This window comes from Salmonella sp. SAL4457 (genome assembly GCF_046548235.1).
GTDB lineage: Bacteria > Pseudomonadota > Gammaproteobacteria > Enterobacterales > Enterobacteriaceae > Salmonella > Salmonella enterica.
On sequence record NZ_JBGDZO010000005.1, the window covers coordinates 83,949 to 104,653 of the forward strand.

A 20,705-nucleotide genomic window follows, 5' to 3' on the forward strand; every position below is an offset into this window, starting at 1 on the left:
AGGAAACTTATTTCAACTTATCCATTAGCGCCTGATGCACATTGTCCGGCAGAAAGTGGGTCACATCGCCCTGATGGCGCGCCACTTCTTTGACCAGCGACGATGAAATAAACGACCACTCTTTGGACGGCATCAGGAAAACGCTTTCCAGTTGCGGCATCAGATGGCGATTCATATGCGCCAACTGCATTTCATATTCAAAATCCGCCACCGCGCGCAGACCACGAATCAGGATATTCGCCTGTCTGTCGCGGGCGAAATTGGCCATCAGGTCGCTAAAGCCTACCACCTCTACGTTACCCAGGTGTGCGGTCGCTTTTTGCGCCAGCGCCACACGTTCGTCCAGGGTGAACATGGGTTTCTTGCCGGGGCTGGCGGCGATAGCCAGAATGACATGGTCGAACATCTGCGTTGCGCGCGTCACAATATCGAGATGACCGTTAGTAATCGGATCAAACGTACCTGGATAAATCGCCCGTTTTTGCATGACAGTCCTCAATGCGTTTTCGGTGGCAGATAAGGTTCCAGCAGTTGCAGCAGACGCTGGAGCGCGCCCTGATTTTGATACAGCACTTCAACTGCGTGACGTCCGTAGAAATTACGATAATCAGCGTCGGTCAGTAAAGAGGAAACTTCTTTTGCCAGCGTAGCCGCATCGGTAATCGTGATAAGTCCGCTCGCCTGATCCAGACGGGCGCAAATATCTTTAAAGTTAAAGGTATGCGGACCCATCAGTACCGGAATCGCATGAGCGGCGGCCTCCAGCGGGTTATGACCGCCGCGTTCAACCAGCGAACCACCAACAAAGGCGAGATCGGCAATGCCATAGAGCAACATTAATTCGCCCATGGTATCGCCTACCACGACCTGGGTGCTGGCGGACGGTACTTCGCCCGAAGAACGAGTGATGTAGCTTAACCCTGCCTGACGCACAAGATTGATAGCATCCGGGAAACGCTCCGGATGGCGGGGCACCAGAATCAGTAATAAATTCGGGAATTGATGTAATAACGCCTGGTGAGCGGCGATAACGATACTCTCTTCGCCATCGTGGGTGCTGGTGGCAATCCAGACCGGACGGTGCGGCGCCCACTGGCGGCGTAGCGTAACGGCTTTAGCCGCCAGCTGCGGCGTAACTGAAATATCAAATTTCAGACTGCCGGTGACCGTGACCTGATTGTTCTTCGCGCCCAATGCCACAAAGCGTTCGCCATCTTCTTCGTTTTGCGCGGCAATCAGGGTGATACGGCGCAAGAGCGTACGGACAAACTTGCCAAGCTTCGCATAACCCGCGGCGGAGCGGGCGGAAAGCCGCGCATTAGCGATAACCAGCGGAATATGACGTTTGTGCAGCGCAGCAATCAGATTTGGCCAGAGCTCAGTCTCCATGATCAATACCAGCTTAGGATCAATCTTATTGAGGAAACGATTGAGCGCATCGGGCAAATCATAAGGCAAGTAAACGTGCTGAACATCGTTGCCAAAGGCGGACTGGACGCGCTCCGAGCCGGTCGGCGTCATGGTCGTTACGGTAATAGGCAGATCGGGATAGCGATGACGTAGAGCGCGGACCAATGGGATGGCCGCCAGAGTTTCGCCCACCGAGACGGAATGCAGCATGATTCCGCCCGGTTTCAACGGACGGCGGTAGAATCCGTAGCGTTCACCCCAGCGTTTACGATAGGCCGGCGCTTTACGTCCACGCACCCAAAGCCGTATCCAGATCAGAGGCTGAATAAGGTAGAGAAGAGCGGTGTAAAGCAATTCGAGCATAGTAAATAGCTGACTTATGGATGTGCTGGGGATTCTATGTATTTAGCCTGGGCTTTACCATTACTTTTCCCATTTTTGCGCCAAATTGGCTCAGAAGCGAGGATTCCAGGCGCTGAACCCCATTATTTTTGCATTTTTACGCAATCCATTGAAATTTGCCGCCCTTGTCGCCCCAGACAATGGGAATGACCATTCACAAGAGAGGGATAAATTAATATCTCTTTGAATTTATGATTAAAAAAATGATTGTGTATAAAAATTATTCGTATCGGATTGCTGCGAAAGAAGTGTTACACTAGCGCATCTAAAATGAGTGCGGTATTAGCCATCGGGTTGCTGTGAAGCCTGGGGCGGTAGCGTGCTTTTTTCTGCTTATTTATCCGGACAATTTCAACCAAAGAGTCGCTTGTGGAAAAGCCATTTCGAAGAATTCTGATTATAAAAATGCGTTTTCATGGAGACATGTTACTTACCACCCCTGTCATCAGCACGCTGAAGCAGAATTATCCCGATGCAAAAATCGATGTGCTTCTTTACCAGAACACCATACCGATATTGTCGGAAAATCCGGAGATTAATGCACTCTACGGCATCAGTAACAAAGGCGCAGGAACAAAAGAGAAGATCAAAAACGCGCTATCGCTAATCAAAAAATTGCGTGCTAACTCGTATGATCTGGTCGTCAATCTCACCGATCAGTGGAGCGTGGCGCTTATTGTGCGTTTTTTAAACGCAAAAATAAAAATCTCGCAGGATTTCGGTAATCGTCAGTCTGCTTTATGGAAAAAGAGCTTTACGCATTTAGTACCTTATGCGGGAGAACATGCTGTTGAGCGCACATTATCCGCGCTAAAGCCGTTAGCGCTAAAACAGTATGTCACGGAAACCACCATGAGCTATCGCCCGGAACATTGGGAAAACATGCGACAACAGCTCAAACAACTTGGTGTGACCCGACAATATGTTGTTATTCAGCCTACGGCACGGCAGCTATTTAAGTGCTGGGATAATGATAAATTCTCGCAGGTTATTGATGCCGTGCAGCGCCGCGGTTATCAAGTTGTACTGACGTCAGGCCCGGCCGCAGACGAGATGGCCTGCGTGGATGCTATTGCACGCGGCTGTGAAACAAAACCGGTTACTGGTCTGGCGGGTAAAACTCGCTTTCCTGAATTGGGCGCGTTGATTGACCATGCGGATCTCTTTATCGGCGTTGATTCGGCCCCTGGTCATATTGCCGCAGCAGTCAAAACGCCGGTCATTTGCCTTTTCGGCGCGACGGATCATGTGTTCTGGCGTCCCTGGACCGACGACATCATTCAGTTTTGGGCAGGAAATTATCAGCCGATGCCTGAACGGCATGAGCTTGATCGTAATAAAAAATACCTTTCCGTGATTCCGGCTGAAGATGTTATCGCCGCGACGGAAAAAATGCTGCCGCATGAGGCACGCGCCATAGATTTGGACAGCCTGCTATGAGAGTTGCCTTTTGCTTATATAAGTATTTTCCTTTTGGCGGTCTGCAGCGTGATTTTATGCGCATTGCCCAAACCGTGGCGGCGCGAGGGCATCAGGTTCGTGTTTATACTCAGTCATGGGAAGGGGAATGCCCGGATAACTTTGAATTAATCCGCGTGCCGGTTAAATCCCGGACGAACCACGGTCGTAACGCAGAATATTATGCCTGGGTGCAACACCATTTGCGCGACCATCCTGTCGATCGGGTGGTTGGGTTCAATAAGATGCCAGGCCTTGATGTGTATTACGCCGCAGACGTGTGTTACGCCGAAAAAGTCGCACAGGAAAAAGGTTTTTTCTATCGCCTGACATCACGCTATCGGCATTATGCTGCTTTTGAACGCGCCACGTTTGAACACGGCAAGCAGACGCAACTATTAATGCTGACGAATAAGCAGATTGCTGACTTCCAAAAACATTATCAGACTGAAGCGGAGCGTTTCCATATTCTTCCTCCGGGGATTTACCCGGACAGAAAATATAGCCAACAGATCCCGAACAGTCGTCAAATTTATCGTCAGAAAAATGGTATCTCAGAACAGCAAAAATTACTGTTGCAAGTAGGGTCTGACTTCACCCGTAAAGGTGTGGATCGCTCTATTGAAGCGCTGGCATCGCTACCCGAATCTTTACGGCAAAATACGGTGCTCTATGTTGTCGGGCAGGATAAGCCGAAGAAGTTTGCAGCACTAGCTGAAAGAAGCGGCGTCGGCACGAATGTACATTTTTTCTCCGGACGTAATGATATCGCGGAGTTAATGGCGGCAGCCGACCTTTTACTGCACCCAGCCTATCAGGAAGCTGCTGGTATTGTTTTGCTGGAAGCCATTACTGCTGGTTTGCCGGTGCTGACAACTGCGGTGTGCGGTTATGCACATTATATTGTGGATGCAAACTGTGGCGAAGCGATGACTGAACCATTCCGCCAGGATGCGCTAAATGAGGTTTTACTCAAAGCGCTGACACAGCCTTCCTTACGCAACGCCTGGGCTGAAAATGCGCGGTATTATGCTGATACCCAGGATTTATACAGCTTACCGGAGAAGGCCGCAGATATTATTACAGGTGATTTAGATGGTTGAGCTGAAAGCGCCGTTAACCACACTATGGCGCGGTAAAGATGCTTTTGAGGAAGTGAAAACGTTACAGGGCGAAGTGTTCAGAGAGCTGGAGACGCGTCGAACATTGCGGTTTGAGCTGGACGGCAAAAGTTACTTCCTGAAGTGGCATAAAGGCACTTCGCTGAAAGAAATTGTGAAGAACCTGATTTCGTTACGTATGCCTGTTCTGGGCGCTGACAGAGAATGGCACGCCATTCATCGTCTACATGAGCTGGGCGTTGATACGATGCACGGCGTTGGTTTTGGTGAAAAAGGCGTAAACCCGCTAACCAGAACATCATTTATTATCACCGAAGATTTAACGCCCACCATTAGCCTTGAAGACTACTGTGCTGACTGGGCTGTTAATCCACCGGACGCGCAGGTGAAGTGGATGATCATTAAGCGTGTTGCGACTATGGTACGTAAAATGCACGCCGGGGGAATTAACCATCGCGACTGTTATATTTGCCACTTTCTTCTGCATTTACCTTTCACTGGTCGCGAAGAGGATTTAAAAATCTCCGTAATTGACCTGCATCGCGCGCAGATACGTCAGCACGTTCCCCTTCGCTGGCGTGACAAAGATTTAATTGGGCTTTATTTTTCTTCAATGAATATTGGCCTGACTCAGCGAGATATATTCCGGTTTATGCGTGAGTATTTCTCTCTCCCCCTGCGAGAGATTTTGCAAAAAGAATCGGGGTTGATTCATCAGGCGGATGTTAAAGCCGCTCGAATTAAAGAAAGAACAATAAGAAAAAATCTGTAATTATAATAATTATGCACTCAGTGAGTAATTTATGAGTGAGACAAGGATAGACAGAATGTCTGTCATTAAAAGTTATATTTCAAACCAAAAAAACGTAATTCAACATGATGATTTTTTTGGAAGAAGACTGGACATTGCTCTTTGCTTTGATCATGGTTTTATAATGCCAGCAGGTGTGGCAATATATTCCATTATCGAAAATAATAAAGATATTGAATACGCCTTAAAGACAAAAGAGAGATGTCAGGTAAAAATTACTCTATAGGGTTATATTACTATTTTTGCTATTTAATATCTAAAGTCTTTAGATTAAAGTTTTAACTCTGGAGTATATATGAAAATAGCTTTTATTGGCGAAGCGGTATCCGGTTTTGGAGGGATGGAAACCGTTATTAGCAACGTTATCCATACGTTTGAAAATAGCTCTCCGAAGATCAACTGTGAAATGTTTTTCTTTTGTCGTAATGACAAAATGGATAAAGCATGGCTAAAAGAGATTAAATATGCGCAATCATTCTCAAATATAAAATTAAGTTTTCTTCGTCGAGCTAAACATGTTTATAATTTTAGTCAGTGGCTGAAAGAAACGTCACCGGATATTGTGATATGTATCGATGTCATCTCATGTCTTTATGCCAATAAAACACGAAAGAAAAGTGGTAAACAGTTTACTATTTTCTCGTGGCCGCATTTTTCGCTCGACCATAAAAAACATGCAGAATGTATAACGTACGCGGATTATCATCTGGCCATCAGTAGTGGTATTAAAGAACAGATCATGGCACGGGGTATCTCAGCGCAAGATATTAGCGTCGTTTATAATCCTGTCTCTATTAAAACAGTCATTGTGCCGCCGCCTGAGCGCGATAAACCCGCTGTATTTCTCTATGTAGGGCGTCTTAAATTTGAAGGGCAGAAAAGAGTTAAAGATTTATTTGATGGCTTAGCTCGTACGACAGGGGAATGGCAGCTACATATTATTGGTGATGGCTCAGATTTTGAAAAGTGCCAGGCCTATAGTCGGGAGCTTGGTATTGAGCAGCGTGTGATCTGGTATGGTTGGCAAAGCGCGCCGTGGCAAGTCGTACAGCAAAAAATAAAAAATGTCACCGCGTTACTACTTACCTCTGCATTTGAGGGATTTCCTATGACCCTGCTGGAAGCAATGTCATATGGAATTCCGTGTATTAGTTCTGATTGTATGTCTGGTCCGCGCGATATGATTAAACCCGGTTTGAATGGTGAGCTTTACACTCCGGGTGCTATAGATGATTTTGTAGGACACCTTAATCGCGTTATTTCTGGTGAAGTAAAATATCAGCATGATATTATTCCCGGCACGATTGAGAGATTTTACGATGTGCTATATTTTAAAAATTTTAATAATGCAATATTCTCGAAATTACAAAAGTGATCACTATGAGCAGAAAATATTTTGAAGAAGAAGTCATTCAACAGACTTTAGATTATAACTATGCACAACATAGTGATGCTGATAAATTTAATATAGCTTATGGGATTGATAAAAACTTTCTTTTTGGCTGTGGTGTCTCTATTGCATCGGTTCTCCTCGCTAACCCAGAGAAGGCGTTAGCTTTCCATGTTTTTACCGATTTCTTTGGCTCTGAAGATCAGCAGCGATTTGAGGCATTAGCAAAACAGTACGCTACGCAGATTGTTGTTTACCTAATCGACTGTGAGCGCTTAAAATCGCTACCCAGTACCAAAAACTGGACCTATGCAACATACTTTAGATTCATTATCGCCGATTATTTTTCAGATAAAACAGATAGAGTACTTTATCTGGATGCAGATATTGCATGTAAGGGGAGTATTCAGGAACTTATTGATCTTAATTTTGCTGAAAATGAGATTGCGGCTGTCGTTGCTGAAGGCGAGTTGGAATGGTGGACTAAGCGCTCGGTTAGCCTGGCAACGCCTGGGCTGGTTTCTGGCTATTTTAATGCCGGTTTTATTTTAATTAACATACCTCTTTGGACCGCAGAAAATATCTCTAAGAAAGCGATTGAAATGCTAAAAGATCCAGAGGTAGTACAGCGCATAACGCACCTTGATCAGGATGTATTAAATATATTGTTAGTGAATAAAGCGCGTTTTGTTGATAAAAAATTTAATACACAATTTAGTCTTAACTATGAATTAAAAGATTCAGTTATTAATCCAGTCGATGCTGAGACTGTATTTGTTCATTATATCGGACCAACGAAGCCCTGGCATAGTTGGGGGGCTTACCCCGTGTCACAATATTTTTTACAGGCTAAGAGCAACTCACCATGGTCTCATTGTGCACTTTTAAATCCAGTCACTAGCCATCAATTACGTTATGCGGCAAAGCATATGTTTAATCAGAAGCATTATACTTCGGGTATAAATTACTATATAGCCTACTTTAAACGTAAACTTCTTGAATAAAACCCATAGGTGATGTAATGGATTCATTTCCTGAGATAGAAATAGCTGAATATAAAGTTTTTGATGAAAGTAATAATAATGATAATAACGTATTAAACATTTCTTATGGCGTTGATGAAAACTATCTTGATGGTGTGGGGGTATCAATCGCTTCAGTTGTATTAAACAATAATATCCCGCTCGCTTTTCACATTATTTGTGATTCATACTCCCCGTGTTTTGTAAAGTATATAGAGCGTTTAGCCGTACAGCATCACATAAAAATTTCTCTTTATCTTATTAAAGTAGAAAGCCTTGAGGTATTGCCTCAAACTAAAGTATGGTCGAGAGCAATGTATTTTCGTTTATTTGCTTTCGATTATCTCAGCAAGAAGGTAAACACCTTACTTTATTTGGATGCCGATGTTGTATGCAAAGGATCTTTGCAAGATCTTTTACAGCTTGATCTGACAGAGAAGATCGCTGCGGTCGTAAAAGATGTTGATTCCATCCAGAATAAGGTAAATGAGAGATTAAGCGCTTTTAATTTACAAGGTGGTTATTTTAACTCCGGCGTGGTTTTTGTTAACCTGAAATTATGGAAAGAGAATGCCTTAACTGAAAAGGCATTTTTACTTCTGGCAGGTAAAGAAGCTGACTCTTTTAAATATCCCGATCAGGATGTTTTGAATATTCTCCTACAGGACAAAGTCATTTTTCTGCCGCGACCGTATAATACCATTTATACTATCAAAAGTGAGTTGAAAGATAAGTCACATAAAAAATATAGCAATATAATTAATGATAATACTATTTTAATTCATTATACGGGCGCTACAAAACCATGGCATGCCTGGGCAAATTATCCTTCAGTTATCTATTATAAAAATGCACGACTGAACTCGCCCTGGAAGGATTTTCCCGCAAAAGATGCGCGTACCATAGTCGAATTTAAGAAGCGATATAAACATCTTCTCGTGCAGGGGCATTATTTTAAAGGCCTTCTGGCTGGAAGCGCATATCTTTATCGTAAACTTTTCCAAAAATAATTCCCTTCCCTAAATCTCCATTATGATTATTGAAAAAAAGGTTAAAAACTATACCGTCTTTGTCAAAAAAGACGGTGAAAAATACATTGAGATATTCAAAGATTTTCTATCTTATAATCATCAGGTTATTAAAGTCTTCCGTAATATAGAAGATACAAAAGTTGTATTGATTAATACAAACTACGGAAAATATATTCTCAAAGTATTTAGTCCAAAAGTAAAAAATACTGAACGATTTTTCAAATCGTTAGTAAAAGGAGATTACTACGAAAAGCTTTTTCATCAGACAGATCGCGTGCGGCGTGAAGGGTTTGCGGCGCTTAATGATTTTTACCTGCTGGCGGAAATTAAAACATTACGCTATGTAAAAACATACGTGATGATAATTGAGTATATTGAAGGTATTGAACTTGTTGATATGCCAGAAATTTCTGACGAAGTGAGAGGGAAAATCAAACAGTCGATATATTCTCTGCATCAGCATGGTATGGTTTCGGGCGATCCCCATAAAGGTAACTTTATCCTACAAGGCAATGAGATCAGAATTATCGATTTGTCCGGAAAAAGACCTTCCAGACAACGAAAAGCAAAGGATCGTATTGATTTAGAAAGACATTATGGTATCAAAAATAATGTGAGAGATATCGGATTTTACTTATTGATTTATAAGAAAAAACTTCGAAATTTCTTGCGTCGTATTAAGGGTAAGGAAAAGCGCTGATCAATGTAGCACGTTTGGTTTAATTTAAGGGACTGACTGACTTTTATTTGCTGCAGCGTTATGACATACTTGAGAGAATTTGAGATGTAATATTAGTTATTGAATATAACATTTATTTATAGGTTGCATGATAAACATACGAGTTTTTTATGGGCAGCGTTAACTTCATAACTCACGCCGATGTTCTGCAACTTATTGCGAAAAGAACGGCTGAAGATTGTATTATTTTTCTTTCTGGTCCTACGTCCAGAAAGACGCCGCTGTCCTTGTTACGAATGAAAGATGTCATTGCAGTCAATGGTTCTGTTCAATATTTGCTAAACAATAACGTCAAGCCATTTTTGTACCTTCTGACGGATGTTCGCTTCCTCCATCGCCGGCGCGAAGATTTTTATAACTTTAGCCGTAACAGTCAGTTCACTATCGTCAATCTTGATGTGTATGAACAGGCTTCAGTGGATGATCAAAAATATATTGAAGAAAAGTGTTTAATTATTCGCTCCTTTTATCGCCGAGAAAAAGGGGGCTTTTTAAAGAAAATTAAATTTAATATCCTCAAGCGGGTTCATAAAGCATTACTTATTTCAGTTCCTCTTTCGAAAAGAGGACGACTGGCTGGATTTTGCAAGGATATCAGCATCGGGTATTGCTCTTGCCATACTATTGCTTATACCGCTATTCAGGTTGCTTATTCCCTCAAGTATGGCCGTATTATATGTTCTGGGCTTGACTTAACAGGGAGTTGCCCACGTTTCTATGACGAATCTACCAGCCCTATGCCATCTGAGCTTAGTAAAGACCTGTTTAAAATACTGCCATTTTTTACTTTTATGAGAAAAAATGTGAGTGATTTAAATATCTTTAATTTATCAGATGATACTGCAATTCATTACGATATTATTCCATATATTACAGCCTCGGAACTTGAGGATGAAATATATTACGATAAAATTGTCTAGACACTAGATACATCATTGTTTTGAGTTGCTTCGGCACGCATTTCTTTTTCTATAACATTTCTTTTTCTATAAAGTTAACTATTCTGGATTATAGCTATTATGATTAAAAAAATCATATTTACTGTTACTCCTATATTTTCAATTCCTCCACGTGGCGCGGCTGCGGTAGAAACCTGGATTTACCAGGTTGCAAAACGACTATCAATACCGAATGCTATTGCTTGTATAAAGAATGCTGGCTATCCTGAATATAATAAAATAAACGATAACTGTGATATTCATTACATCGGGTTTAGTAAAGTTTATAAGCGTCTTTTTCAGAAATGGACTCGTCTCGACCCACTACCCTATTCCCAGCGCGTCCTTAATATTAGAGATAAAGTGACTACCCAGGAAGATAGCGTCATTGTTATTCATAATAGTATGAAACTGTATCGGCAGATCAGAGAGCGCAATCCGAATGCAAAACTTGTTATGCACATGCATAACGCATTTGAACCAGAACTTCCTGATAAGGATGCAAAAATTATCGTGCCCAGTCAGTTTCTTAAAGCGTTTTATGAAGAAAGATTGCCCGCCGCTGCTGTTAGTATTGTGCCTAATGGTTTTTGTGCTGAGACTTATAAAAGAAACCCACAAAATAACCTCCGTCAGCAATTAAATATTGCGGAAGATGCCACCGTTCTCTTATATGCCGGGAGAATTTCGCCTGATAAAGGCATCCTGTTGCTTTTGCAGGCGTTCAAAAAATTACGTACCTTAAGAAGTAATATTAAACTTGTCGTTGTTGGCGATCCTTATGCAAGCCGCAAGGGTGAAAAAGCAGAGTATCAAAAGAAAGTACTGGACGCCGCAAAAGAGATTGGAACTGATTGTATTATGGCTGGGGGGCAATCTCCTGACCAGATGCATAACTTCTATCATATAGCCGATCTGGTTATTGTGCCATCTCAGGTTGAAGAAGCATTTTGCATGGTGGCTGTAGAAGCGATGGCAGCAGGAAAAGCGGTTCTTGCCAGCAAAAAAGGGGGGATTAGCGAATTTGTGTTAGATGGCATAACGGGCTATCACCTCGCAGAGCCTATGTCGAGCGACAGTATAATTAATGATATTAACCGTGCGCTTGCTGATAAGGAACGCCACCAGATTGCCGAAAAAGCAAAATCCCTGGTGTTTTCAAAATACAGTTGGGAAAATGTAGCGCAGCGTTTCGAGGAACAAATGAAAAGCTGGTTTGATAAGTGATTGAGTTCTGATGATGAAAAACGCGCTGATACCGTAATAAGTATCAGCGCGTTTTTTTATCTATTTCTTAGCGCCAGCAGAAAACCAGTAATGATACCAATTTGAGCAATATCGACCTGTTCAAAATTGCCACGAACGATATAAAAACCGACGAAAGATAAAAATAGCAAGAGATGAGCATTGTAGGGGCTTATCTCTACTTTCCTGAAGGTAGAGCTGGCTGTTTCCCTGATGATAGCGCCATATAAATAGACCAGGCTCGCCAGACCCAATATGCCTGCACTAAACCAGATGTACAGAATGGTATTATGCGGACCGATAGATTCTTTAAAGGTCCACGTTGGATAATCGACAACGCGTTTATTATAAACACCATCATACACATCATTACCATAGCCGTAGCCCTTGATCGGGTTTTCCTGAATCAGTATCCACGCGGTGCCCTGGGTTCCGTTAGTATAACGATATGAGCTATCTGTCTGCTGTAATTTATACAGTAAATGTTCTGGGTCTGGTTTGTTATTATGTTGAGTGATAACCAAAGCGCCGATAATGGCTAATAAAATGGCACCAACTCCTATTAACTTCCATTGGCGGTTCAGTATTGCCCACAGAACACCTACTATAAGCACCGCCAACCATGCCCCTCGCGATAGGGTTCCCAGGATAAAGAAAAGGTAGATAGCGCTAAGCACCAAAAAAACCAACTTAATTGCATTTTTTCTAAACAGCCAAATATTCAATAATGCTGGAAATAAGAAAACCATGGAATCGGACATATGTCGATGCGCATAGCTTATGAATGGCATAATCCCTTTATTATAGTCCTCGATATACAGAATACTCTCTGCAAGGCAGCGAAGTCCTAAACTTGTTAAAAAGGAGAAAAGTACTATTTTCGCAACCGTTTCTTTTGTTTCATCTTTTAATAGTACGGGAATTAATAAAGTATATAATAAGAAACCCTCCAGTACCGTATTTTCAAATTCCTTGAAACTTTCTTTCATATCTGGCGATATGAGTATGGAATAAACAAGGATTAATGATAATACTGCTACGCTATAAAATACGCTATTTTTGAAAAGAGGAGAAAAACTTTTCGGTGAGCGTGAGACATGGTAAATCGCGGTGATAACCATAAGTATGATTATCAAATGTTTATAACGCGTAATACCATCCAGAAAATACGTGGCAACAAAAAGAAAAACCAGCGCTTTATTCCAGATCGGCTTCCATTTCTCTTTATTTAACGTTAATGATGTGGTTAGCATCTTTTCTCCACAATAGGTTTGGGATGAGACAGAGTCTCTTTAATGAATCTTTCCAAATACGCTTGTGGCATCTAAATTCGCCAAGTTCTGTTCTGGTGAGCAGCATGCCATTTGGTTCTTCCCATAACCTCCAATTAACCCAGGGTCCGTTGGGCCATATAGCGTAATATTCGGTCTGTCGAGCGCGGCGGTGAGATGGCTCAGGCCGGTATCAACCGATACGACAAATTTTGCGCCAGCCAGCACTCTGGCGACCTCCTCCAGGCTCATGCGCGGTAACACATCCACATAGTCAAAGCCTTCGGCCAGTCGTTTAGCCCGGGCCTCCTCATGAGGCGCGCCCCAGGGAAGTTTTATCCGTAATCCGGTGTTGCCCACCATACCGATAAGCTCGCGCCAGTTTGCTTCCGGCCAGTGTTTATCATCGCGGGTCGTGGCATGTAAAAACACCGCATACGGATCGCTAACCGCCTGCTGGCAATGCAGAAAATGTTTTGCGATGGCATAATCGCCCTGCGATTGCGGTTTATCGTATCCTAGGCTTTTGGCGAACAGCTCGCGCGTCCGTTCAACCGCATGTTGTTGCTTTGCGATATGGTGTTTACGGTTATAAAACAGGCTGGCCAGCGGTTCGCGGGCGGTACTCCAGTCCATACCGTGCTTTATCCCATGCGCCAGACGCGTCACCAGCACCGCGCTTTTTACCAGCCCCTGCGCATCAATCACAGCGTCGTATTGGTATGCGCATACCGCCCGATGAAAGGCTGTGCGTTCCGCTTTAATGGGCGCGGAAAACCAGGCTTTGCGCCAACGGCGAATAGCGACGGGAATCACGCGATCGACAGCACTGTGCCAGGACGGAATTTGCGCAAACCCTTCTTCGACAACCCAATCAAATTGAATCCCCGGAATCGCCTGTTGCGCGTCGGTAAGCGCAGGCAGGGTATGTAATACGTCGCCCATTGATGATGTTTTAACGATCAAAACCCGCATTAAACGCCCTCTTCCGACAACAGCGAATGAAGCTCTTCCAGAACCCGCTGCGGCGTGATATCGATCAGGCTCTGGTGATAGCCTTGCGCCGTATCACCTTTACGCACTTTGTGATAACCCGTAATGAGACGAATCACCCGGGCCTTATGAGACAGCGGCGGCGTGAAATCCGGGCTACTTGGGCCATACAAGGCGACCAGCGGGCGGTCGAGCGCCGCCGCGACGTGCATCAGTCCGGAATCGTTGGTGACGATGGTTTTACAGGCGGCTATCAGAATGACGGCCTGTTCCAGCTGGGTTTCCCCCGCCAGGTTGCGACACCATGCCTGCTGCTCGCTATTCAGCGCCGCCAGGATCTCATTTCCGGCTTCATGGTCTTTTGCCGAGCCAAACAGTACGACCTGATACCCTTCGTTAATGAGCTGCTTTGCCAGTTCGGCGTAGTGATAGTGCGGCCAACGTTTTGCCGGGCCAAATTCCGCGCCGGGGCAAAAGCCGATCAGAGGACGTTCAGAAGATAGTGAAAAGTCGCTGCACATCAGCGACTTTTCACCCTCGCTAACCTGGAGCTGCGGCCAGAGTAGCGGCTGCGGCAGATCTTTCGCCGTGCGCATCACGCCCTTGTCATAAGCCAGCGCCACGTAGCGCTCCACCATCAGTGGCCAAGCGTCCTTATCAAGGACGCGCGCATCGTTCAGCAGGCCATAGCGCATTTCGCCGCGCCAGCCGGTACGGTGCGGGATATTGGCAAAGAAAGGAATCAGCGCCGATTTAAACGAATTTGGCAACACCCAGGCGCGATCGTAGCGCTTCTCTCGCAGGCTATGGCCCAATCTGCGGCGCTCGCCGATTTCCAGCGCGCCGTGGCCCAGCGGCATGGGTATCGCCTCGTTAACTTCCGGCATACGCGATAACAACGGACGGCACCAGGCTGGCGCCATCACGTCGATTATCGCCTGGGGATAGCGCGCTTTAAGCGTGCGATAGAGACTTTGCGACATCATCATGTCGCCCACCCAGGACGGGCCAATGACCAAAATTTTCATACTTACGCGTCGCGGTTCAGCCAGGCCATATACTCCGTGACGCCTTCGGCGACGGTCTTAAAGGGTTTGTCGTAGCCCGCGTTGCGTAGATTGGTTAAATCCGCCTGCGTAAACGCCTGATAGCGGCCTTTCAGCTTATCCGGGAACGGAATGTATTCAATGCTGCCTTTTTTATGGTATGCCAGCGTCGCGTCGGCGACGGCCTGGAAAGATTCCGCGCGGCCTGTGCCCAGGTTAAAGATGCCGGACTTGCCGCTTTCCAGGAACCACAGGTTAACGGCGGCCACATCGCCCACGTAAACGAAGTCGCGCTTGAAGTTTTCGCTGCCTTCAAACAGTTTCGGGCTTTCGCCGTTGTTTAACTGTGTATTCAGATGAAATGCCACGCTTGCCATGCTGCCTTTATGGCCTTCACGTGGTCCATAGACGTTGAAATAGCGGAAACCGACAATCTGCGAGTTCGCTTCTGGCAGGATCTGGCGCACATATTCATCAAACAGGAATTTAGAATAGCCGTAAACGTTAAGCGGTTTTTCGTATTCGCGCGATTCGATGAAATCAGACGTGCGACCGCCATAGGTGGCGGCAGAAGAGGCATAGAGGAACGGGATTTCGCGCTCAAGACAATAGTGCAGCAGCTCTTTGGAGTATTGATAGTTATTATCCATCATATACTTGCCGTCCCACTCGGTGGTGGAAGAGCAGGCGCCTTCATGGAAAATAGCTTCGATATCGCCGAGCTCTTCTCCGGACATAATCTGGATCAGGAAATCTTCCTTATCCATATAGTCAGCAATGTTCAGATCCACCAGGTTTACAAACTTGGTGCCGTCTTTCAGGTTATCCACCACCAGAATATCGGTGATACCTTTATCATTCAGGGCTTTAACGATATTGCTGCCGATAAAGCCCGCGCCGCCGGTAACGATGATCATAACTGTAACCTTTGAATTATGGTGTCAGAGACTGTCTCAGACATGAATGCTCTTATCATAACACTATTCATCCATTCACTGATAACCCGTGAGGATACGCGTGATTTATGCTGCATTTTAAAGAAGTGATGACGCGTCATCTCGTATCAACGTATCGCTTTGGGTAATATGTGCTGAAATTTGCCCAGTCTGGAGAATCGCAATGCGTGGGGATTTTTACAAACAGTTAACCAACGATCTGGAAACCGCCCGAGCGGAAGGATTGTTTAAAGAAGAGCGCATTATTACGTCTGCGCAGCAGGCGGATATCACCGTGGCGGATGGAAGCCACGTTATTAACTTTTGCGCCAATAACTATCTCGGGCTGGCGAATCACCCTGAGCTGATTAATGCCGCAAAAGCGGGCATGGACAGCCACGGTTTCGGTATGGCGTCCGTGCGTTTTATCTGCGGCACCCAGGACAGTCACAAAGCGCTGGAGCAAAAGCTGGCAAGCTTCCTCGGCATGGAAGATGCGATTCTGTATTCCTCCTGTTTCGACGCTAACGGCGGCTTGTTTGAGACGTTGCTGGGCGCGGAAGACGCCATTATCTCCGACGCGCTGAACCACGCGTCTATCATTGACGGCGTGCGTTTGTGTAAAGCGAAGCGCTATCGCTATGCCAACAACGATATGGCAGAGCTGGAAGCGCGGCTGAAAGAGGCGCGTGAGGCCGGCGCGCGTCATGTCCTGATCGCCACCGACGGGGTGTTCTCAATGGATGGCGTCATCGCCAATCTGAAAGGCGTCTGTGATCTGGCCGATAAATACGATGCGCTGGTGATGGTTGATGATTCTCACGCGGTAGGCTTTGTCGGCGAAAACGGTCGCGGTTCCCATGAATACTGCGACGTAATGGGCCGCGTAGATATTATTACCGGTACGCTGGGCAAAGCGTTAGGCGGCGCATCCGGCGGTTATACCGCGGCGCGTAAAGAGGTCGTTGAGTGGTTGCGTCAGCGTTCCCGCCCATATCTGTTCTCCAACTCCCTGGCGCCGGCAATCGTGGCGGCTTCTATTAAAGTGTTGGAGATGGTGGAAGCGGGCGCAGAACTGCGCGATCGCTTGTGGGCGAACGCCCGGCAGTTCCGTGAGCAGATGTCTGCCGCGGGATTTACGCTGGCAGGCGCGGATCACGCCATCATCCCGGTAATGCTGGGAGATGCGGTTGTCGCGCAGAAATTTGCCCGCGAACTGCAAAAAGAGGGCATTTACGTTACCGGTTTCTTCTATCCGGTCGTACCAAAAGGTCAGGCGCGTATTCGTACCCAGATGTCTGCGGCGCATACGCCTGAGCAAATTACGCGTGCGGTAGACGCGTTCACGCGTATTGGTAAACAACTGGGCGTGATTGCCTGAGGATGTAAGATGAAAGCGTTATCCAAACTGAAAGCGGAAGAGGGCATCTGGATGACCGACGTTCCGGAACCGGAAGTCGGCCATAACGATTTGCTGATTAAAATCCGTAAAACAGCCATCTGCGGTACTGACGTTCACATCTATAACTGGGATGACTGGTCGCAAAAAACCATCCCGGTTCCGATGGTCGTGGGGCATGAATATGTCGGCGAAGTGGTCGGCATCGGTCAGGAAGTGAAAGGCTTTAAAATCGGCGATCGCGTCTCCGGCGAAGGTCATATCACCTGCGGTCATTGCCGCAACTGCCGTGGTGGTCGTACTCACCTGTGTCGCAACACCACCGGCGTGGGCGTCAACCGTCCCGGCTGCTTCGCGGAATATCTGGTCATCCCGGCGTTCAATGCGTTTAAAATCCCGGATAACATTTCTGATGATTTAGCCTCTATTTTCGACCCGTTTGGTAATGCGGTGCATACGGCGCTGTCTTTCGATCTTGTCGGCGAAGATGTACTGGTATCGGGGGCGGGGCCAATCGGCGTAATGGCCGCCGCGGTGGCGAAACATGTTGGCGCGCGTCATGTGGTGATTACTGACGTCAATGAATACCGTCTGGAGCTGGCGCGCAAAATGGGCGTCACCCGCGCGGTCAACGTCGCGAAAGAGAGCCTGAACGACGTCATGGCGGAGCTGGGAATGACCGAAGGATTCGATGTGGGTCTGGAGATGTCCGGCGCGCCGCCGGCGTTTCGTACCATGCTGGACACCATGAATCACGGCGGTCGTATTGCGATGCTGGGGATTCCGCCATCAGATATGTCTATCGACTGGACAAAAGTCATCTTTAAGGGCTTGTTCATTAAAGGTATTTATGGTCGTGAGATGTTCGAAACGTGGTACAAAATGGCGGCGCTGATCCAGTCCGGTCTGGATCTGTCACCGATTATCACCCATCGTTTCTCTATTGATGATTTCCAGAAAGGTTTTGATGCCATGCGTTCAGGCCAGTCAGGAAAAGTTATTCTGAGCTGGGATTAATATGTATATACCCAAAATAATTCGAGTTGCTTAAAGGCGGCAAGGGAGTGAGTCCCCAGGAGCATAGATAACTATATGACTGGGGTGAACGACAAATCTGCCGGGAGCAGATTTGAACGTCGCTTGCGACGGCCCGTCAGGGCGAGGCCCATGGATGGGCCGAGTAATCCGTAGCCAACACATAAGCAACTTGAAGTATGAAGGGTATAGAGACCCGATAATTTTATCGGGTCTGATATACGTTTCATCGTAAAAGGTTGGTGTCATTCGCCAACCTTTTTTGTTAGGGAAAATCTGGAAAGCCGTAAAGAATTGTCATAGACATCAAGCATTCGTAATTGCGCTTTACTCTTATTTTACTCGCTAACGTCACGCTCTACTCTGAGTTTTGTGCTTGCTTTTTACTGTAAAAATTAATTATGGCGGCTTAATAGTTTCTTAATAGAGCCACAGTATAAAGGCAGGGTAAATTAAGGTTTTTCTGGTAATCGTTATGAAAAATAGTAAAACCAAAGTGAGTATCATTGTCCCGTTATATAATGCGGGAGCGGATTTTAATGCTTGCATGGCGTCGTTAATCGCGCAAACGTGGTCGGCGCTGGAAATTATTATTGTGAATGATGGATCGACGGATCATTCCGTTGAGATAGCAAAACATTACGCGGAACATTACCCACATGTTCGACTGCTTCATCAGGCCAATGCTGGCGCATCTGTCGCCCGTAATCTTGGCCTGCAAGCGGCGACCGGCGATTATGTCGCCTTTGTCGATGCGGATGACCAGGTCTACCCGAAGATGTATGAAACGCTGATGACTATGGCGCTTAACGATGATCTGGACGTTGCGCAGTGTAATGCGGACTGGTGCGTCCGAAAAACCGGGCACGCCTGGCAATCTATTCCGACCGATCGTCTGCGTTCCACCGGGGTATTAAGCGGACCGGATTGGTTGCGTATGGCGTTGGCCTCGCGACGCTGGACGCATGTTGTCTGGATGGGCGTTTATCGACGCGCGTTAATTACCGATAACAATATTACTTTCGCTCCCGGACTACATCATCAGGACATATTATGGTCGACGGAAGTTATGTTTAATGCCACGCGCGTACGTTATACCGAACAATCATTATATAAATATTTCCTGCATGATAATTCGGTAAGCCGTTTGCAAAGACAAGGCAATAAAAATCTTAATTATCAGCGGCATTATATTAAAATTACGCGGTTATTAGAAAAGCTCAATCGTGATTATGCCTGTCGTATTCCGATTTACCCGGAATTTCGCCAGCAAATTACCTGGGAAGCGTTACGCGTTTGTCATGCGGTACGTAAAGAGCCTGATATTTTGACCCGCCAGCGTATGATTGCCGAAATTTTTACTTCTGGCATGTATAGACGGATGATGGCTAACGTACGCAGCGCGAAAGCGGCTTATCAGACGCTGCTCTGGTCTTTCCGGCTGTGGCAATGGCGCGACAAAACCTTGTCGCACCGTCGTATGGCCCGTAAGGCGCTCAATCTGTCTTAGCGCTCACGTTTTTAGGCGCGGCGATTTTCCCCCAGCCTTGCCACTGATGCTGAAACCAGACAACCACGGAACTTTGCGTAATGCTCTCGCCGATGACGCTGAAAAAGCGCGTAGCGTAGACCGGTTGCAGCGGTTTTTTCGGCTTGCACATCTTCACGCCGCGGAAGGGATTGCGCGGTGCGTCAATTTTCTGCGGCGTTACACCAGGTCGGGACGTATCTACCTGCGGTTCGTTGAGCAGGCTGCCTGGGCGTACCAGGGTGATATCCGCCGGCAGGCGATAAACCATCTGTTGCAGCACGCGAACCGTTGCGGGATGCGGATGTCCAATCGCGATAGCGGAACCGTTGCGACGGGCCAGTTCGATAGCGCGATTAAACTGACGGCGAATATCCGCCTCGTTTTGCGTATCGTCGAGGAACACTTTGCGCTTGATCACTTTCACACCCGTACCGGATGCCGCGCGCATCGCCTGGCTATTGCCAATCGTCATGCTGTCGAGAAAATAGAGATTGTAATGTTCCAGCGCCTGCATAACTTTTTGCATACCGAACAGGCTGGAAGTCATTGCACTGCCCATGTGGTTATTAAGCCCGACGGCATACGGCACGTTGTTTACCGCCTCGCGGATAATGCGCTCGATCTCATCGCTGCTCATATCTGGTCGCAGCGTATCCTTCTCCAGCGGCTGTTTGCTTAGCGGCGCCATCGGCAGGTGGATTAACACCTCATGCCCGCTATTGTGCGCTTTAGTTGCCATTTCGCGCGCGTGCGGCGCGTTGGGCAGTACGGCGACGGAGATGTTTGGCGGCAGCGCCAGAACCTGGTTTTCCGTATGCGGGCGATAGCCAAAATCATCAATCACGATGGCGAGCTTGCCAGCGAAAACGGGATGTGCAAACGCCAGCAAAGTGGCCAGCGTGAGAATGGAGCGACGAAACTGAGGCAA

General features: G+C 46.2%; 19 protein-coding genes and 1 pseudogene. 13 read left to right on the top strand and 7 right to left on the bottom strand.

The window, feature by feature from the left end:
- Positions 1–7: 7 nt before the first annotated feature.
- Together coaD and waaA are read right to left on the bottom strand one after the other, a co-directional pair.
- On the bottom strand, positions 8–487 hold the full coding sequence (gene coaD / locus ACLJNW_RS16595; RefSeq protein WP_001171884.1) for a pantetheine-phosphate adenylyltransferase: 480 nt from the start codon (positions 485–487) through the stop codon (positions 8–10).
- Between the two features lie 8 nt (positions 488–495).
- On the bottom strand, positions 496–1,773 hold the full coding sequence (gene waaA, locus ACLJNW_RS16600) for a lipid IV(A) 3-deoxy-D-manno-octulosonic acid transferase (protein WP_000891582.1): 1,278 nt from the start codon (positions 1,771–1,773) through the stop codon (positions 496–498).
- Positions 1,774–2,181: 408 nt separating this feature from the next.
- Here waaA and rfaQ point away from each other — a divergent pair, with 408 nt between their 5' ends.
- The 10 genes and pseudogenes from rfaQ (at position 2,182) to ACLJNW_RS16650 (ending at position 11,549) form a co-directional block, all read left to right on the top strand.
- Positions 2,182–3,252, top strand: a complete 1,071-nt coding sequence (rfaQ, locus tag ACLJNW_RS16605) for a lipopolysaccharide core heptosyltransferase RfaQ (protein ID WP_001519059.1) — start codon at positions 2,182–2,184, stop codon at positions 3,250–3,252.
- Positions 3,249–4,373 (top strand): glycosyltransferase family 4 protein, encoded by a 1,125-nt coding sequence (locus ACLJNW_RS16610; protein WP_001261581.1) that lies wholly within the window; start codon positions 3,249–3,251, stop codon positions 4,371–4,373. The genes rfaQ and ACLJNW_RS16610 overlap by 4 nt, the downstream gene beginning before the upstream one ends.
- Positions 4,366–5,163 carry a lipopolysaccharide core heptose(I) kinase RfaP gene (gene rfaP, locus ACLJNW_RS16615; protein WP_000229825.1) on the top strand — a complete coding sequence of 266 codons (798 nt, stop codon included), beginning with the start codon at positions 4,366–4,368 and terminating at the stop codon, positions 5,161–5,163. Before ACLJNW_RS16610 ends, rfaP begins: the two co-directional genes overlap by 8 nt.
- 55 nt (positions 5,164–5,218) lie before the next feature.
- Positions 5,219–5,380 (top strand): annotated as a pseudogene (locus ACLJNW_RS16620) (glycosyltransferase family 8 protein); the annotation flags it as partial.
- 117 nt (positions 5,381–5,497) lie between these two features.
- Complete coding sequence (gene waaB / locus ACLJNW_RS16625) at positions 5,498–6,577, top strand: lipopolysaccharide 1,6-galactosyltransferase (RefSeq protein ID WP_000683989.1); 1,080 nt, start codon at positions 5,498–5,500, stop codon at positions 6,575–6,577.
- A gap of 5 nt (positions 6,578–6,582) precedes the next feature.
- On the top strand, positions 6,583–7,596 hold the full coding sequence (gene waaO, locus ACLJNW_RS16630) for a lipopolysaccharide 3-alpha-galactosyltransferase (RefSeq protein ID WP_000088487.1): 1,014 nt from the start codon (positions 6,583–6,585) through the stop codon (positions 7,594–7,596).
- Positions 7,597–7,613: 17 nt separating this feature from the next.
- Positions 7,614–8,624: a lipopolysaccharide 1,2-glucosyltransferase RfaJ gene (gene rfaJ, locus ACLJNW_RS16635; RefSeq protein WP_024154669.1), complete on the top strand. Its 1,011-nt coding sequence runs from the start codon at positions 7,614–7,616 to the stop codon at positions 8,622–8,624.
- Between the two features lie 22 nt (positions 8,625–8,646).
- Entirely contained in the window at positions 8,647–9,345 is a 699-nt protein-coding gene (gene rfaY / locus ACLJNW_RS16640) for a lipopolysaccharide core heptose(II) kinase RfaY (RefSeq protein WP_000582823.1), read from the top strand.
- A gap of 149 nt (positions 9,346–9,494) precedes the next feature.
- Positions 9,495–10,304 (top strand): 3-deoxy-D-manno-oct-2-ulosonate III transferase WaaZ, encoded by an 810-nt coding sequence (waaZ, locus tag ACLJNW_RS16645; RefSeq protein ID WP_023193299.1) that lies wholly within the window; start codon positions 9,495–9,497, stop codon positions 10,302–10,304.
- Between the two features lie 99 nt (positions 10,305–10,403).
- Positions 10,404–11,549 carry a lipopolysaccharide N-acetylglucosaminyltransferase gene (locus ACLJNW_RS16650; protein WP_000591821.1) on the top strand — a complete coding sequence of 382 codons (1,146 nt, stop codon included), beginning with the start codon at positions 10,404–10,406 and terminating at the stop codon, positions 11,547–11,549.
- A gap of 56 nt (positions 11,550–11,605) precedes the next feature.
- On the opposite strand, the gene rfaL is transcribed toward ACLJNW_RS16650, so the two are convergent.
- From rfaL to rfaD, 4 genes are read right to left on the bottom strand one after another with little or no spacing between them, the layout of a single operon-like run.
- Positions 11,606–12,820: an O-antigen ligase RfaL gene (rfaL, locus tag ACLJNW_RS16655; RefSeq protein ID WP_000958443.1), complete on the bottom strand. Its 1,215-nt coding sequence runs from the start codon at positions 12,818–12,820 to the stop codon at positions 11,606–11,608.
- Between the two features lie 39 nt (positions 12,821–12,859).
- The gene (gene rfaC, locus ACLJNW_RS16660) at positions 12,860–13,813 is read right to left on the bottom strand and encodes a lipopolysaccharide heptosyltransferase RfaC (protein WP_001264618.1); all 954 of its coding nucleotides are present in this window, start codon (positions 13,811–13,813) and stop codon (positions 12,860–12,862) included.
- A complete protein-coding gene (rfaF, locus tag ACLJNW_RS16665) occupies positions 13,813–14,859 on the bottom strand; it encodes an ADP-heptose--LPS heptosyltransferase RfaF (protein WP_000699199.1) in 1,047 nt (348 codons plus the stop codon). Before rfaF ends, rfaC begins: the two co-directional genes overlap by 1 nt.
- 2 nt (positions 14,860–14,861) lie before the next feature.
- Positions 14,862–15,794, bottom strand: a complete 933-nt coding sequence (gene rfaD / locus ACLJNW_RS16670; protein ID WP_000587771.1) for an ADP-glyceromanno-heptose 6-epimerase — start codon at positions 15,792–15,794, stop codon at positions 14,862–14,864.
- A 202-nt stretch (positions 15,795–15,996) separates the two neighbouring features.
- Between rfaD and kbl the strand changes: the two genes are divergently transcribed.
- The 3 genes from kbl to ACLJNW_RS16685 all read left to right on the top strand — a co-directional run bounded on the left by kbl (position 15,997) and on the right by ACLJNW_RS16685 (position 19,756).
- Positions 15,997–17,193 carry a glycine C-acetyltransferase gene (kbl, locus tag ACLJNW_RS16675; protein ID WP_001213790.1) on the top strand — a complete coding sequence of 399 codons (1,197 nt, stop codon included), beginning with the start codon at positions 15,997–15,999 and terminating at the stop codon, positions 17,191–17,193.
- Positions 17,194–17,202: 9 nt separating this feature from the next.
- The gene (gene tdh / locus ACLJNW_RS16680; RefSeq protein ID WP_000645990.1) at positions 17,203–18,228 is read left to right on the top strand and encodes an L-threonine 3-dehydrogenase; all 1,026 of its coding nucleotides are present in this window, start codon (positions 17,203–17,205) and stop codon (positions 18,226–18,228) included.
- Between the two features lie 493 nt (positions 18,229–18,721).
- On the top strand, positions 18,722–19,756 hold the full coding sequence (locus ACLJNW_RS16685; RefSeq protein WP_023204167.1) for a glycosyltransferase: 1,035 nt from the start codon (positions 18,722–18,724) through the stop codon (positions 19,754–19,756).
- On the opposite strand, the gene ACLJNW_RS16690 is transcribed toward ACLJNW_RS16685, so the two are convergent.
- Positions 19,743–20,705, bottom strand: coding sequence for a divergent polysaccharide deacetylase family protein (locus tag ACLJNW_RS16690; RefSeq protein ID WP_001135519.1), 963 nt, complete (start codon positions 20,703–20,705; stop codon positions 19,743–19,745). The genes ACLJNW_RS16685 and ACLJNW_RS16690 overlap by 14 nt on opposite strands.